We start from the raw sequence: 15,972 nt of genomic DNA, 5'->3' as shown, positions 1-15,972 counted from the left end.
CGGGCCCACCGTGCTGGGCCCGCCGCGCTGGGCTCACCGCGCTGGGCCCGCGGTGCCGGGCCCGGACCGGTGACCGCACAGCGGTGAGCACACGGCGGTGAACGCAGACCGGGCCGCACCCCCTCGGGTGCGGCCCGGTGGCGCGCAGTCAGACGCCGATGTCGCGCCGCTGGAAGGCCCAGGCGCCCAGTCCCGCCAGTACCACGCAGGCCGCGGCGGTGAGCCCGGCGTCGGCCCACTGGAAGCCGTGCTTCAGCGGCTCCCCGCCCAGGTAGTAGTGGAAGGGCGAGAGGTGCCGCGTCCAGCCGAGGCCGATCTGCGGGCCGAAGGAGTTCAGCGCATAGGTCACCACTCCGACCGCGGCCGTCGCCCCGAAGACCAGCGCGCGCCGCCCGACGAAGCAGCCGATGCACAGGGCCAGCGCGCCGAAGAAGGCGCTCAGCAGCGCCAGATCGAGGCACTGCGCGGTGAACTCGGCGACGGAGACCGTACCCAGGTCGGCCGGTCCCCTGATCGCCAGCATCATCAGCAGCACGGCGACGGCGATCGCCCCGGAGCCGGTGGCCAGCGCCGCGTACCGCTGCAGCACCAGCCGGACCCGGCCGACGGGGTGGGCGAGCAGCAGGTCCAGATATCCGGACTCCTCGTCCCCGGCGACGGCCCGGGCGCCGGTGGAGGCCCCGTGGAAGAGCGCCAGCAGCGGGATCACCACTCCGAACGGGGTGGAGCCGAGATAGCCGGCGGCGGAGCCGAGGTCCTCCATGTTGAAGGCCTGCTTGAGGCCTTCCGGAAGGCTCTTGGTGAGGTCCCCCATGGAGCCGCCGATCTGCGGATAGAAGCTGGCGTACATCGCCCCCACCAGCGCCGTCCCGACGCTCCAGGAGATCAGCGCGCGGCGGCCGTCACGCAGTGCCTGGCTCCAGACGCTGCGGGGCAGCCGGGTGGCGGGGAGGGTCTCAGGCAGCGGTGACGCGGTCATGGCCGGCTCCGTTCCGGTAGTACTCGAAGAACAGCTCCTCGAGGTCGGGTTCCTCGCAGAGCAGGCCGGTGACGGTGTGCCGGGCGGCGGCCTTGACCAGGGCGTCGGGGCTGCCCGCGATCCGGCAGCGCAGCCGGGGGCCCTCGACCGAGACGTCGCTGACGCCGGGCAGCCTGCTGAACTCCTCGGCCGGGACGGTCCCGTCGAAGTGCAGTTCCACGGTCCGCACGGCACGTTCCCGCAGCGCCGTCACGGTGTCCACCGTGACCAGCCGGCCCTCGCGGATGATCGCCACCCGGTCGGCGACCGCCTGCACCTCGCTCATCACATGCGAGGACATGAAGACCGTGCGGCCGTCCGCCCTGGCCTCCCGTACCAGGTCCAGGAAGACCTGCTGGACCAGCGGGTCCAGGCCGGCGGTGGGCTCGTCCAGGATCAGCAGCTCCGGTTCGTGCATGAACGCCTGGACCAGGCCGACCTTCTGCCGGTTGCCCTTGGAGAGCGAGCGGATCCGTGGTGCGAGCTCCAGCCCCAGCCGGTCGGCGAGGCCGGTGATGCGGCGCTCCGGGATCCCGCCGCGCAGCGCCGCCAGGAACGCCAGGCACTCCCGGACGGTCTGCCTGCCGTCGACGGTGAAGTCGCCCGCGAGATAGCCGGTCCGCCGGTGCACTTCCACGGAGTCCGCGCGGGGGTCGAGCCCCAGCACCGTGGCCCGGCCGCCGGTGGGGCGGATCAGGTCCAGCAGCAGCCGGATGGTGGTCGACTTGCCGGCCCCGTTGGGTCCCAGATACCCCAGCACCTCGCCGTGGCCGACATCCAGGGTGAGGTCGACCAGGCCGCGGCGGCGGCCGTAGGTCTTTGCCAGCTTCTCGAGCCGGATCGCCTGAGTCATGCCATGGAGACTACTGAAGTTTCAGTAATTCGTGAATATTCATGACTGTTAGGATTTCGGTAAGGGCAGCCCCGGGCAGAGGGAGGATCCATGGCAGAGCCCACCACCGCGGAGCATCTGGCGTTGCTGCTCACCGAGAGCGGTATGCAGCGCATGGCGGCCCGGGTGCTCTGCGCCCTGCTCTACGCCGAGCAGGAGACGATGACCGCGGGAGAGCTGGGCGAGCGGCTCGCGGCCAGTGCCGGTGCGGTCTCCGGCGCGCTGAAGACCCTGGTCACCCTCAGCCTGGTGGAGCGGGTCCCCGCCCCCGGGAGCCGCCGGGAGCACTATCGGATGCGGGCCGACGGCTGGGCGGTGATGACGGACAGCAACAACCGGTTGATCGACGCCATGGTGCAGTCCGCCGTGGAGGGCATCGCGGCTGTGGGTGAGGACTCCATCGCGGGTCGTCGGCTGGCCGAGATGCGTGACTTCTACGCCTATATCCAGCGGGAGATCCCGGCCCTCATCGAGCGCTGGCACCAGCAGCGCGGTATGCGCTGAACGTCACAGAACCGGAGCCGCTCCCTCCGCGGCGGCCACGGTCCGGCCCTCGGCCGTGTAGGTTCCCTGGCGGTGCACCCCGCACGACCGCCTAGCCGAAGGGAACCACTCCGGTGAAGATCAAGCTGCTGGCACTGCCCGCTGCGGGCGCACTGCTCGCGTTCGGCGCCGCCGCGTGCAGCAGTGGCAACACCGCGCAGCTGGACTCCTGGGCCAAGTCGGTCTGCGACTCCGCGCAGGACCCGATCGCCCGGTCCAACACCGCACTTCAGGACACCGGCCAGGTCAAGCAGGGCGAGAGCCCGGCGGACCTGCGCAAGCGTCTCTCCACCGACATGTCGGTCCGGGGCCAGGCCGTCCAGCAGATAGCGGCCGCCGTGGACAAGGCCGGAGCGCCGAAGATCGACGGCGGTGCGGACCTCCATCAGCAGGCCGTGCGGGAGCTGGGCCAGGCCTCGACCGGCTACCAGCAGCTGCAGAAGAAGGTCGACGCACTGCCCACCGACGACCAGGCCAAGTTCGCGGACGGGCTGAAGAGCGTCGGTGACCAGGCCCAGCAGCTGGCCCAGCTCTCCGGCTCCGCCATCGCCCGCCTCCAGACGGGCGATCTGGGCCGGGCCATCGCCAAGCAGCCCGGCTGCAAGTCGATCGGGGGCGGCGCGCCGTCCTCCCCGGCGCCCGCCGGCCAGGCGCCCGCGGGCCAGCCCTCTGCGGGCCAGTCGCCCGTCGGCCAGTCGCCCGCTGCCCGGACGCCTGCCGGTCGGCCCTCAGCCTCCCGGCCTGCCGCCTCGCACCCCTCCGGATCCCCCTCCCCGTCGAAGGGGTGAGCGGGCCAAGGGGTGAGCGGGCCATCGGCTGAGCGACCCCGCCCCGGAGCCGTCCCCGCCGTCGCCCGTCCCCGGCCCTGCGCGCACCCGGCCCTGCGCGCACCCGGCCCCCCCGCGCCCATCCGCGCGCGCCGAACCGCGCAAGGTGTACGTACCCGGCCCCCAGCCGGGAGAATGGCCGTGTGACGACAAGCACCGCCCCCGCCGACCCGAACCTCCCCGTCCTGGACCGCGACCGCATCCCGCGGCTCAGGGAGGCCCTGTCGGCCGCCGACTTCACCGCCGACGGCTGCCTGGAGCTGTTGGGCGCCACCGCCTATGCGGCGCTGGCCCGCAGCGAGACGGTGCCCGCCCTGCGGGCCACCCGGGGCGGTAGCCCGCTGGAGACCCTGGTCCGGCTCTTCCTGCTGCAGCAGCCGGTCCCGTACGAGCGTGCGGCGGCCGCCCTGCCGGTGGACGACTGCCTGGCGGACGGCTGGCTGAGCCGGGCGGGCGGCGAGGTCCGCGCCCTGGTCGATGTGCGCCCCTACGCCAATGAGGTGGCTGGTGCCGACAGTGCCGACGCCTGGGTGGTCTCCGACCTCGGGTGTGCCGTCGGCGGCGCCGGGGGCATCGGTGCGGCAGGCACGGCCACCGGTGTGGACCGCCGCGACCTGGTCCTCGGAGTCGGCGGTGCGTCCACCACGCTGGCCGGGATCACGGTGCGCCGCCCGGTGCGGGAGGCCCTGGACCTGGGTGCCGGTTCGGGGGTGCAGGCGCTCCACGTGGCCCGCCATGCCGGCCGGGTCACCGCCACCGACCTCAACCCCCGGGCCCTGCACTTCACCCGCCTCACGGTGGCGCTCTCCGGCTTCGACAACGTCGGGACCGCCCAGGGCAGCCTCTATGAGCCGGTGCAGGACCGGCGGTTCGACCTGATCGTCTCCAACCCGCCGTTTGTGATCTCCCCGGTCGGCCGGCTCACCTACCGCGACGGCGGTATGCCCGGCGACGACCTGTGCCACCGTCTGGTGCGGGAGGCCGCCGACCATCTGGAGCCCGGCGGCTACTGCCAGCTGCTCGCCAACTGGCAGCACATCCGCGGTGAGGACTGGCACGACCGGCTGGCCGGCTGGGTGGCCGGCACCGGGCTGGACGCCTGGGTGGTGCAGCGGGAGGTGCAGGACGTCGCCCAGTACGCGGAGCTCTGGCTGCGCGACGCCGGCGACCACCGGGTCGGCGCGGAGGGGCCGGAGGACCCCGAGGAGGCACGCGCCCGCTACAACCGCCGCTATGACGCATGGTTGGACGCCTTCGAGTCCGCCAAGGTCGAGGGCATCGGCTTCGGCTGGATCACCCTGCGGGCGTCCGGTGCCGAGCGTCCCGCCGTCCAGGTCGAGGAGTGGCCGCACTCCGTGGAGCAGCCGCTCGGCCCGCACATCGAGCGGTGGTTCGCCCGGCAGGACTTCCTGCGTTCCCGTGACGACGCCGACCTGCTCACCGCCCGCTACCGGCTGTCGGCCGAGGTGGTGCAGGAGCAGGTGGGAGCACCCGGCGCCGAGGACCCCGAGCATGTGATCCTGCGTCAGAACCGCGGTATGCGACGCGCCACCAAGGTCGACACGGTGGGTGCGGGCTTCACCGGCGTCTGCGACGGCACCCTTGCCGCCGGTGACATCGTGGACGCCATCGCGCATCTGCTGGGCGAGGACCGGGTGGTCCTGCGGGACCGCGTCCCGCAGTCACTGCGGCTGCTGGTGGAGCAGGGCTTTGTGGAGCCTGCGACGGAGGCCGGGTGATCCGGGTCGAGTTCGACGAGGCGTCGCTGGGCCGGACCCGGATCGCGGTCAGCCCGCTCTGGGACGCCTATGTCAGCCTCTGCCTGGCCCAGCCGGACCGGCAGCCCAGCTGGCCGTACCGCACCTGGGTGGGCCGGGCCCGCGAGGTGCTGCGGGACGACGGCCGCACCCGGCCGCTGGGGGCCCTGCTCGGCCGTTACGACTTCCCCGACTTCACCGTCCCCCGGCCGCTGGGCTGCACCTCGATCGAGGAGGATCTGCGCCAGGTCCGGCAGACCCCGCCGGAGCGGGTGCGGGAACAGGTGGTGCGTCACTTCGGCGCCGAGCCGCCGGCCGAGTGGCAGCCCTATCTCGACGACCCCGAGGCGGCCTGCAACACCCTCGCGGACGCGTTCCAGGCGTACTGGGACGGCGCGCTGGCGGAGCACTGGCCGGTGATGCGGCGGCTGGTGGAGGACGAGGTGCTGACGCGGGCCAGGATCCTGGCCACCGCGGGCATCGACGCGCTCTTCGCCGATCTGGAGCCGAGGGCCAGCTGGCAGCCGCCGGTGCTGACGATGACCAAGTACGTCGACTTCGCCTGCGCCCCCGGGGAGCGCTCGCTGCTGCTGGTGCCGCTGGTCTTCGCCGAGGGCGCCCGTCTGGTCTCCACCGACGACCCGGGCGTCTTCACCCTGTCCTTCCAGGCCCGTGGGGCAGCCGTGCTCCGTGAAGGCATGGAGTCCCCCGCGGAGCCCGCCGACCGGCTGGGTCTGCTGCTCGGCCGCGGCCGGGCGGCGGTGCTGCGGGAGCTGGCGGCGGACCCGCTGACCACCGCCGGTGTCGCGGACCGGCTGGGCCTGGCCCCCAGCACCGTCTCCGAGCATCTCGCGGTGCTCGCCGAGGCGGGGGTCGTCACCCGGCACCGGGTCGGCCGCCGGGTCTACTACCGCGTCACCGAGATCGGCCAGGCGCTGCTGTCGCTGCTCGCCGGGCAGGGCGTGCTGCGCAGCGCCTGACCGCGGCGCGGCACGATTCGGCCGGTCCCGAATCATTGGCCGACGGTGTGTCCGCCTCCCTACGGTCGCCGCATGCTGGCGATCGAGGCGGACAACCTGACCCGCACCTTCCCGATCCGTACCGGCGGCTGGCTCAGAGCCCGCCGCAGCGAGGTGCACGCCGTGCGCGGCATCTCCTTCGAGGTGCCCAAAGGCGAGCTCTTCGGGCTGCTGGGCCCCAACGGTGCGGGCAAGACCACCACCATCAAGATGCTCAACACCCTGCTGCTGCCCACCGGCGGCTCGGCGCGGGTACTGGGCCACGACGTCGCGACCGAGCCGGTCGCGGTGCGGCGGCGCATCGGCTATGTCTTCGGCGGCGACCGCGGACTCTACGACCGGCTGTCGGCCCTGGACAATCTGCGCTACTTCGCCGAGCTGTACGGCGTCGAGCCGCGTGAGCAGCGCCACCGCATCGCCGAACTCCTGGACCTGGTGGGCCTGTCGGGCCGGGAGAAGGAGCGGGTGGAGGGCTACTCCCGGGGCATGCGGCAGCGGCTGCACATCGCCCGCGGTCTGCTGCACCGCCCCGAGGTGCTCTTCCTGGACGAGCCGTCGATCGGGGTGGACCCGGTGGCCGCCCGCGATCTGCGCCGGATGGTCGCCGACCTGGCCGCCGCGGGCACCACCGTCCTGCTGACCACCCATTACATGGCCGAGGCCGATGAACTCTGCGACCGGATCGCGGTGATCGCGCAGGGCACCCTGCAGGCGCTCGGGACCCCGGCCGAGCTCAAGTCCGTGATCAGCGGGGTGGGGGTGCTGGAGATCGAGGCCTGTGGCATCGACGACGGCAGGCTGTCCGCCGTACGCGGCCTGCCCGGGGTGCACAGCGCAGCCGTACGGGACGACGGCCGGACCCAGTGGCTGACCGTGCAGAGCGCCGACGGCGCCGCCGACCCCGAACCCGACGTGCGGGCCGCCCTGGACGGCCTGCGGCCGGGCCGCACCCTGCGCCGCGAACCCACGCTGGAGGACGCCTATGTGGCCATCGTCTCCCGCGCCGGCGACGAGACCATGGAGCCGGCCGCATGACCGGGCTGCGGCGGCTGCCGAGGCTGCTGGCGGTGGGGCTGCGCACCCATGTCGTCTACCAGTCGCGGTCCCCGCTGGAGCTGACCTTCGCGGCGGTGCTGCCCGTCGTCCAGGCCACGCTGGCGGTGTACCTCTTCCGGGCGGCGGGCGACCCGGACCGGCTGATCCAGGCGTCGGTGGGTGCCGGGCTGATGGGCATGTGGTCCTCGGTGCTCTTCGGCTCCGGCGGTGCGGTGCAGAACCAGCGCTGGCTCGGCACCCTGGAGCCGCTGGTGATCGCGCCCGCCCCGCTGGCCGCGGTACTGCTGCCGGTCACCCTGGCCACCGCCGTGGTCGGCACCTACGCCATGGGGGCCACGCTGCTCTGGGGGGTGCTGCTCTTCGGCGTCCCGCTGCATCTCGCCCACCCGCTGGCCTTTCTGGCGGCCGTTCCGGCGTGTGTGCTGGCCCTGGGCCTGACCGGGATGCTGCTGGCAGCCACCTTTGTGCTGCTGCGGAACGCCAATGCACTGGCCAACGCCCTGGACACACCGGTCTGGCTGCTCTCCGGGCTGCTGGTGCCGATCACCGTGCTGCCCGGCTGGACCCGGCCCGTCTCCTGGGCGCTGCCCCCGACCTGGGGCGCCCGCGCCGTGCAGGCCGCCGCGGGCGGCGGCGCGGTCTGGCCGCCGCTGCTGGCCGCGATCGGATCCGGCCTGCTGTATCTGGCGGCGGCGGTGGTCGCCCTGCAGTACGTGGAACGCCGGGCCCGCGCCGCCGCCACCCTCGCCCTCTCCTGACCGTCGATCGGAGACCTGCCGTGACCACCTCTGTGCTGCGTGCCGCCCGACTGGCCGGGAGGGGCGGCCTGCTGGCCTACCGGGCGCTCTTCAACTGGACGACCCCGCCGATGTTCCTGGGCACCCTGCTGGCCGGACCGCTGCTCCAACTCCTCTTCTACGTCAACCTCGGACGCCAGCTGGGCGTCGCCGACGACGGCTTCTACGTCCTCGGCAACGCCGTGCTCGCCGCGTCGGTGGCCGGTATCTACGGCGGCACCATGGCGGTGAGCAACGAGCGCCGCTACGGGACCCTCGGCGCCGTGCTGCTCTCCCCGCGCGGCCGGGGCATCCTCTGGGCCGGACGGCTGCTCCCGTACATCGGCAACGGGCTGCTGGTCGCGGCGGTGACGCTGGCTGCGGGCGCCCTGCTGACGGGCCTGGAGCTGCCGGTCCGCAGCCTGTGGGGGATCGCGGTGGCGCTGCTGGGCGCGGCCGCGGGGTGTGCCTGCTTCGGTCTGCTGCTGGGAGCGGTCGGGCTGCGGCTGCGCGATGTCTTCGTGGTGTCCAACCTGGCCGCTACCGTGCTGCTGCTGGTGAGCGGTGCGGAGGTGCCGCGCTCCGCGCTGCCCGCCGTGCTGCGGGGGGCCGGGGCGGTGCTTCCGATGACCCATGCCATCGGCGCCGCCCGGGCGCTGGCCGCCGGGGCCGCGGTCGGCGGGGTGGGCGGGGTGGGCCGGGATCTGGTGGCCGAGGGGGCGCTGGCCGGGTGCTATGCGCTGCTCGCGGTGGTGCTGCTGCGCTGGTTCGAGCGCGGCAGCCGGCGCAGCGCCACCCTGGATGTGGTCTGATTCACTCTCCCGTTCCCCGGACTTCGCCTCGGGTATGCGCCGGAGCCGTTCGCCGTTGGCCGGTGGTCGCGATGCTCGGCATCGGACCGAACGGCGCGGCCCCGGCCGCAGCGGTGGGGGAGGCGGACGTGGAGGCACCCACGGGGGTGGCGGCTGGGGCGGTGCTGACGGCCTTCGGGGGCGCGCTGCTGTACTGGTGCGCTGCGGAGGTGCGCCTGCGCCGCTACCTGCGCCACCACGGGGTGCGCACGGTGGCCAGAGTGGTCGCCGACCGGCTCCCCGCCGAGGCCGACGACCCGGCGCCCGCGCTGGCGTACACCACCGCCGACCGGGCCGACTCCCTGGTCTCCCGCCCGCGCGGCCGCACCCGGCTCCGCCGGCCGGCGCGACTCTCCCCGGGCACCCTGGTGCAGATCTCCTACGACCCGCGGCAGCCCTCCAGACTGGTGCTCGCCGACGGGCTGCGGATCGGGCCGACCGATGCTTTCTGGACGATTCTCGGCGCCGGGTGCCTCGCCGCCGGCCTTGCGGTGCTGACCGCCTCGATCGGCCGCTGAGTCCCGCACCAGCCGCTCCCAAACGCCGTTTCTGCGTAAAGGACACCCCAAGAAAGCAGCTCCAGGCCTGCTCGCAGAGCGGTCCGCGCGGCGGGAACACCCGGCATCGGGTTACCGTTCGAGTGGCGTCGGTCGGCTCCGCCGGTGAAAAAGCGGGATCCGTCCGTTTGACAAGGGTGGCCGGGGTACGGTCACACTCCGCAGTTGGGGGCGCGTCGTGCAGCGCGGCGGGCCCCGGCGGAGGCCGGGTCGAACGGCGCGGCCGACGACAGAGCCGCGCACCACCGGGCCGGCCACCACCCACGACCGGGAGAGAAGAGCAGAAGGTGTCCCCGACCAGCGAGACCGCCCGCGACGGACGTCGACTCGTCATCGTCGAGTCGCCGGCCAAGGCGAAGACGATCAAGGGCTACCTCGGCCCCGGGTATGTCGTCGAGGCGAGCGTCGGGCACATCCGCGACCTCCCCAGCGGTGCCGCCGAGGTGCCCGCCAAGTACACCGGCGAGGTCCGCCGCCTGGGCGTCGACGTGGACCACGACTTCGAGCCGGTCTACGTCGTCAACGCCGACAAGAAGAGCCAGGTCGCCAAGCTCAAGTCGCTTCTCGCCGATGCCGACGAACTGCTGCTGGCCACCGATGAGGACCGCGAGGGCGAGGCCATCGCCTGGCATCTGCAGGAGGTCCTCAAGCCCAAGGTGCCGGTGCGCCGGATGGTCTTCCACGAGATCACCAAGGACGCCATCCAGGAGGCCGTGCGCAACCCCCGCGACCTCAACCAGCGCCTGGTCGACGCCCAGGAGACCCGCCGCATCCTGGACCGCCTCTACGGCTACGAGGTCTCCCCCGTGCTGTGGAAGAAGGTTGCCCGCGGCCTGTCCGCAGGCCGGGTGCAGTCGGTCGCCACCCGCCTGGTGGTCGAGCGCGAGCGGGAGCGCATCGCCTTCCGCTCCGCCTCCTACTGGGACCTGGTGGGCACCTTCGGTACCGGCCGGGCCGGCGACGCCGCCGACCCGGAGTCCTTCGGCGCCAGGCTCACCACCGTGGACGGCCGCCGGGTCGCCACCGGCCGCGACTTCGGCTCCGACGGGCAGCTCAAGGCCGCCTCCGCGCAGGTGCTGCACCTGGACGAGCAGGCCGCCCGCGCGCTGGCCGCAGCGCTCGCCGAGACCGCCTTCGCGGTGCGCAGCGTGGAGTCCAAGCCCTACCGGCGCTCCCCGTACGCCCCGTTCCGCACCACCACGCTGCAGCAGGAGGCCAGCCGCAAGCTGGGCTTCGGCGCCAAGCGCACCATGCAGGTCGCCCAGAAGCTGTACGAGAACGGCTTCATCACCTACATGCGTACCGACTCCACCACCCTCTCCGAGACGGCGGTGGCGGCGGCCCGCGCCCAGGTGAAGCAGCTCTACGGGGAGTCGTACCTGCCGGACGCCCCCCGGGTCTACGCCTCCAAGGTCAAGAACGCCCAGGAGGCGCACGAGGCGATCCGCCCCTCCGGCGACCGCTTCCGCACCCCCGCCGAGACCGGGCTGCGCACGGACGAGTTCCGGCTCTACGAGCTGATCTGGATGCGCACCGTCGCCTCCCAGATGAAGGACGCGGTCGGCCAGTCGGTGACCGTCCGGGTCGGCGGCCGCAGCTCCGACGGCCGGGACGTCGAGTTCTCCGCCTCCGGCAAGATCATCACCTTCCACGGCTTCCTCAAGGCCTACGTCGAGGGCGCGGACGACCCCAACGCCGAACTCGACGACCGCGAGCGGCGCCTGCCGCAGGTCGCCGAGGGGGACAGGCTCACCGCCGAGCAGATCACCCCGGAGGGCCACGCCACCAAGCCCCCGGCCCGCTACACCGAGGCCTCGCTGGTCAAGGAGCTGGAGGAGCGGGAGATCGGCCGCCCGTCCACCTACGCCTCGATCATCGGCACCATCCTCGACCGCGGCTATGTCTTCAAGAAGGGGACGGCACTGGTCCCCTCCTTCCTCTCCTTCGCCGTGGTCGGCCTGCTGGAGAAGCACTTCGGCCGGCTGGTCGACTACGACTTCACCGCCCGGATGGAGGACGACCTCGACCGCATCGCCCGCGGCGAGGCCAAGGCGGTGCCGTCTGCGCCGCTTCTACTTCGGCGACGGCGATGTCGACGACACCTCCGCCGCCCACGCCGGCAACGGCGACGGCGACCACCTCGGCGGCCTCAAGGAGCTGGTCACCGACCTCGGAGCGATCGACGCCCGCGAGGTCAGCTCCTTCCCGGTCGGCGAGGGCATCGTGCTGCGCGTCGGGCGCTACGGCCCCTACGTGGAGCGCGGGGAGCAGCGCTCCGACATCCCCGACGACCTGCCGCCGGACGAGCTGACCGTGCAGCTCGCCGAGGAGCTGCTGGCCAAGCCCAGCGGCGACTACGAGCTGGGCACCGACCCGGTCACCGGCTACCCCGTCGTGGCCAAGGACGGCCGCTACGGCCCCTATGTCACCGAGATCCTTCCCGAGGACACCCCGAAGACGGGCAAGAACGCCGTCAAGCCGCGCACCGCCTCGCTGCTGAAGTCCATGTCGCTGGACACCGTGACACTGGAGGACGCCCTGCGGCTGCTCACCCTGCCCCGGCTGGTCGGCACCGACCCGGCCGACAACCAGGAGATCACCGCGCAGAACGGCCGCTTCGGCCCGTACCTCAAGAAGGGCACCGACTCCCGGTCGCTGGAGACCGAGGAGCAGATGTTCACCGTCACCCTCGAAGAGGCGCTGGCCATCTACGCCCAGCCCAAGCAGCGCGGGCGCCGCGCCGCGGCTCCGCCGCTGAAGGAGCTGGGCGCCGACCCGGTCAGCGGACAGCCGGTCGTGGTGAAGGACGGCCGCTTCGGCCCGTATGTCACCGACGGCGAGACCAATGCGACGCTGCGCAAGGACGACGAGGTCGAGACCATCACCCCGGAGCGCGGCTTCGAGCTGCTGGCCGAGAAGCGCGCCAAGGGCCCGGTGAAGAAGACGGCCAAGAAGGCGCCCGCGAAGAAGGCACCGGCGAAGAAGGCCACAGCCACCAAGACCGCGGCCACCAAGACCGCGGCCAAGAAGACCGTGGCGAAGAAGACGGCCGCCGCCAAGACGGCCGCCGCCAAGACGGCCGCCGCCAAGAAGACCGCCGCCAAGAAGACCGCGGGCGGCTCCGCGGCCCCCAGCGGCTCCGGTGCGGCCGACCTCCCGGTCTCCGAGCAGGTCTGACCACGACGGCGGCGGGACCGGCCCTGGGCCGGTCCCGCCGCCGCGGGTCACAACCGCGTCATGAACATGCACGCGGAGGGCCACCCCTCGGTTTGAAGCCGCCTCCGACGGCTAGGCTGGCCGCATGACGCGTGACGAGCAGCCACAGCCACAGTCCGAGGCCGAGGCCGCGGTGGCCAAGGCGCCGCCCACGTCAGCAGAGGTACCTCCCGGGCCGGCAGGCGCCGGCGGCGAGGAGCCCGCAGTCGCTGACGGCACCCCGACGGCATCCGGGCAGGCCACGCCCGAGGTCAGCCCGGCAGGAACCCCCGGCGAGCGGATCCGCGCCCTGCTGCGCGTCCGCCCCTACCGCCGGCTGTGGACCACCCAGCTGATCGGCGGTACGGCGGACCGCCTCGCCCTGCTGGTCCTCACCCTGCTCACCCTGCAGGCCTCCGCCGTGCAGCAGCTGTTCGGCGGCGGCTACCGCGGGCTCGCGTTCACCCTGACCGCGGTGCTCGCCGCGCGCCTGCTCGCCACCCTGCTGCTCGGCGCGGTGCTGCTCGGCCCGCTGCACTCCCTGCTCGCCGGGCGGCTGGACCGCCGCTGGACGCTCCTCGGCTGCGACGCCCTGCGGGCCGTCCTGGTCGGCGTCGCCCCCTGGTGGATCGTCTGGACCGGAAGCAGCGCCTACATCTGGCTCTTCGCCACCGTCTTCGCTGCGGGTGCGGTCGAGCGGCTGTGGACCGTCGCCAAGGGTGCCACCGCCCCGTCCCTGCTTCCGCCCGCCGACCCCTATGCGCCCCCGGCCGAGCTCAGGCCCTCCGGCTCGCAGCTGGAGACCATGCGCACGCTGGACCTCCTCACCGGCTGGGCCACCGTGCCGCTGGGCGCCGCCGCGCTGGTCGTCCTCGCCCTGGTCGGCAATGTGATCGCCACCGGCAGCGACTGGGTGCGGTTCCACCCGGGCACCGCACCGGCGGTCGGAGCCGCGCTGCTCTTCGCCGTCTCCGCCGTGCTGCTCCACCTCCAGGAGCTCCCCACCGGCCGCGCCGCCGCCGCGGCCCCGCGCTCCCCGCTGCAGGGGCTCCGCGCCCCCTCGGACGCCGCCGGTCCCGTGCTCTCCCGCGGCCGCACCGGATCCGCCCCCTTCTTCACCTTCGCCGTCGCCGCCGCCTATGCGGCGATGGCGGGTGTCGCCTCCGTCGCCCTGCTGCTCGCCTACGACCACGGCGCCGGCCCGGTCGGATACGGCCTGCTGGTGCTGGCCGCCACAGGCGCCCCGGCCCTGGGCATCCGTACCGCCCGCACCACCCTGCCCGCGCTCTCCCGCCGCCGGCTGCTGGCCCTTGCGCTCGGGGTCCTCGGCCTGGCACTGCTGATCGCCGGCCTCGTCCCGGACTACGTCCTGGTGCTGGTGCTGACCGCCCTCGCCGGCACCGCGGCCGGAGCCGCCGTCACCACCGGCCGGGACCTGCTTGCCCAGGAGACCGAGGAGGCAAGGCAGCCCAGGGTCGTCGAGCACCTGCACGCGGTGCTGCGCGCCGTCACCGCCGCCGCCCTGCTGGTGGTTCCGCTGCTGGCGGCCGCGATCGGCGCCCGCCACTACGGCGACGGCACCCCCGGCTCCTTCTCCTTCGGCCAGGGCGGCGCCGGCCTCGCCGTTGCGCTGTGCGGCCTGCTGACCCTGGTGCTCGCCGTCGTGGTCCTGCTGCGGACAGACGACCGCCGCGCCACGGCCCCCTTCGGCCGCGACCTGTGGAACGCCCTCCAGGGCAGCCCGTCGAGGCCCCCGCACCGGGCCGGCAGCGGCTACTTCATCGCCCTGGAGGGCGGCGACGGCGCCGGCAAGTCCACCCAGGCCCAGGCCCTGGCGGAGTGGATCCGCAGCAAGGGCCATGAGGTGGTGCTCACCCGCGAGCCCGGCGGCAGCCCGGTGGGGCAGCGGCTGCGCGCCATGCTGCTGGACGTCGGCAACACCGGTATCTCGCACCGGGCCGAGGCCCTGCTCTACGCGGCGGACCGCGCAGAGCACGTGGAGAACGTCATCCTGCCCGCCCTGGAGCGCGGCGCCGTGGTGATCACCGACCGCTACATGGACTCCTCCATCGCCTACCAGGGCGCCGGCCGCGACCTGTCCGCCACCGAGGTCACCCGGATCTCCCGCTGGGCCACCGGTGGACTCGTCCCCGACCTCACGGTGGTGCTGGACGTCGCCCCCGAGGCCGCCAGGGAGCGCTTCACCGAGGCCCTGGACCGGCTGGAGTCCGAGCCCGGCGACTTCCACCAGCGGGTGAGGGCCGGATTCCTGGCGCTCGCCGCAGCCGACCCCTCCCGCTACCTGGTCGTCGACGCCTCACGCCCCGCGACCGCGGTCACCACGGCCGTCCGGCACCGGCTCGACCGCGACCTCCCGCTCTCCGAGCAGGAGAGGGCGCAGCGTGCCGAGCAGGAGCGCAAGGCCAAGGAGGAGGCCGAGCGCCGGGCCGCCGAGGAGGCCCGACTCAAGGCCGAGGCCGAGGAGGCCGAGCGCAGGCGCCAGGAGATGCTCGCCAGGCTCCGTGCCGAGGAGGAGGAGCGGGAGCGGCAGCGCAAGGCCGAGGAGGAGCGCCAGGCCGCGGAGGCCGCCCGCCGGCTCGCCGAGGAGGAGGCCAGGCGCCGCGCCGAGGACGAGGAGCGCCGCCGCGCCGCGGAGGAGGACCGCCGCCGGGCCGAGGAGGAGGAGCAGCGCCGGATCGAGGCCGAGGCCGCCCGTCAGGCGGAGCTCCAGCGGCAGCGCGAGGCACAGCGGGCCGAGCAGCGCCGCCGCGCCGAGGAGGCGCTGCAGCGTGCGGAGGAGGCCCGGCTGCGGGCCGAGTCCGAGGCCGCGGCTGCTGCTGCGGCCGAGGTGACCGCTGAGCTCCCGCAGGTGGCCCCCGAGGAGCCTGCCGGCGCGTCCGCCGACCCGGACGGCGCCACCGCGGAGATCTCCGAGGAGGACCGCCGCGCCGCCGTCGCGGCCGCCGGGGACTCCGCCACGCCGCTGCCCAGGGTGGCGCCCAGCGACGAGACCGCCGTACTGCCCCGGGTGCAGGACGAGACCACCGTGCTGCCCAGGGTGGCGCCGAGTGACGAGACCACGGTGCTGCCCCGGGTGCAGGACGGGCCCGCTGCGGCTGCCCCCGCCGGGCGGGCGCCGGGCCGGACCCGGCGTCCCCACGCCGAGTCGCCGGCCGAACGCACCCGTGAGATGCCGGCCGTGGACCCGGAGGCGACCGCTGCTCCCGAGGAGCCGGCGCAGCCGTCCCGCCCGCGCCGGGACTGGGCCGAGGAGACTCCGATGGACGACCTCCCCAGCCTCACCGACCGGCTGCTCGGCTCCCGCGAGGAGTGGGAGCAGTGGCAGCAGCACGACGGCGACGCCGACTCCGGACAGGACCGCGGCCGCCGGGGCCGCGGCGACTGACGGCCCCCGTACGGCCCGGGGGCGCGGGTGACTGCCCGGCCGTCCCCGGGCCTTGCCGCGCGGACGCCGGGCCGG

At 73.9% G+C, this 15,972-nt stretch carries 11 protein-coding genes and 1 pseudogene; 10 read left to right on the top strand and 2 right to left on the bottom strand.

Going from position 1 to position 15,972, the window contains the following annotated elements; translation table 11 throughout:
* Positions 1-148: 148 nt before the first annotated feature.
* Together AB0761_RS18145 and AB0761_RS18140 are read right to left on the bottom strand one after the other, a co-directional pair.
* The gene (locus AB0761_RS18145) at positions 149-979 is read right to left on the bottom strand and encodes an ABC transporter permease subunit (protein WP_377270106.1); all 831 of its coding nucleotides are present in this window, start codon (positions 977-979) and stop codon (positions 149-151) included.
* Entirely contained in the window at positions 957-1,871 is a 915-nt protein-coding gene (locus AB0761_RS18140; RefSeq protein ID WP_377270105.1) for an ABC transporter ATP-binding protein, read from the bottom strand. Before AB0761_RS18140 ends, AB0761_RS18145 begins: the two co-directional genes overlap by 23 nt.
* Positions 1,872-1,961: 90 nt before the next feature.
* Here AB0761_RS18140 and AB0761_RS18135 point away from each other — a divergent pair, with 90 nt between their 5' ends.
* The 10 genes and pseudogenes from AB0761_RS18135 (at position 1,962) to tmk (ending at position 15,897) form a co-directional block, all read left to right on the top strand.
* Positions 1,962-2,414 (top strand): GbsR/MarR family transcriptional regulator, encoded by a 453-nt coding sequence (locus tag AB0761_RS18135; RefSeq protein ID WP_377270104.1) that lies wholly within the window; start codon positions 1,962-1,964, stop codon positions 2,412-2,414.
* Between the two features lie 113 nt (positions 2,415-2,527).
* Positions 2,528-3,241 carry a small secreted protein gene (locus AB0761_RS18130; protein ID WP_377270103.1) on the top strand — a complete coding sequence of 238 codons (714 nt, stop codon included), beginning with the start codon at positions 2,528-2,530 and terminating at the stop codon, positions 3,239-3,241.
* A gap of 182 nt (positions 3,242-3,423) precedes the next feature.
* On the top strand, positions 3,424-5,019 hold the full coding sequence (locus AB0761_RS18125) for a methyltransferase (RefSeq protein WP_377270102.1): 1,596 nt from the start codon (positions 3,424-3,426) through the stop codon (positions 5,017-5,019).
* Positions 5,016-6,017 carry a winged helix-turn-helix domain-containing protein gene (locus AB0761_RS18120; protein ID WP_377270101.1) on the top strand — a complete coding sequence of 334 codons (1,002 nt, stop codon included), beginning with the start codon at positions 5,016-5,018 and terminating at the stop codon, positions 6,015-6,017. Before AB0761_RS18125 ends, AB0761_RS18120 begins: the two co-directional genes overlap by 4 nt.
* A 72-nt stretch (positions 6,018-6,089) precedes the next feature.
* Positions 6,090-7,091 carry an ABC transporter ATP-binding protein gene (locus tag AB0761_RS18115; RefSeq protein WP_377270100.1) on the top strand — a complete coding sequence of 334 codons (1,002 nt, stop codon included), beginning with the start codon at positions 6,090-6,092 and terminating at the stop codon, positions 7,089-7,091.
* The gene (locus AB0761_RS18110; protein ID WP_377270099.1) at positions 7,088-7,870 is read left to right on the top strand and encodes an ABC transporter permease; all 783 of its coding nucleotides are present in this window, start codon (positions 7,088-7,090) and stop codon (positions 7,868-7,870) included. Before AB0761_RS18115 ends, AB0761_RS18110 begins: the two co-directional genes overlap by 4 nt.
* 20 nt (positions 7,871-7,890) lie before the next feature.
* Complete coding sequence (locus AB0761_RS18105; RefSeq protein ID WP_377270098.1) at positions 7,891-8,700, top strand: ABC transporter permease; 810 nt, start codon at positions 7,891-7,893, stop codon at positions 8,698-8,700.
* A 71-nt stretch (positions 8,701-8,771) separates the two neighbouring features.
* A complete protein-coding gene (locus tag AB0761_RS18100; protein ID WP_377270097.1) occupies positions 8,772-9,257 on the top strand; it encodes a DUF3592 domain-containing protein in 486 nt (161 codons plus the stop codon).
* Positions 9,258-9,583: 326 nt separating this feature from the next.
* Positions 9,584-12,473: pseudogene (topA, locus tag AB0761_RS18095) on the top strand (type I DNA topoisomerase).
* A gap of 124 nt (positions 12,474-12,597) precedes the next feature.
* On the top strand, positions 12,598-15,897 hold the full coding sequence (gene tmk / locus AB0761_RS18090; RefSeq protein ID WP_377270096.1) for a dTMP kinase: 3,300 nt from the start codon (positions 12,598-12,600) through the stop codon (positions 15,895-15,897).
* The last annotated feature ends 75 nt before the right edge of the window (positions 15,898-15,972 follow it).

The sequence above is a fragment of the Peterkaempfera podocarpi genome (assembly GCF_042466665.1).
GTDB lineage: Bacteria > Actinomycetota > Actinomycetes > Streptomycetales > Streptomycetaceae > Peterkaempfera > Peterkaempfera podocarpi.
Note: the sequence above shows the minus strand (reverse complement) of the source record. Positions and strands in the feature narration are given on the sequence as shown.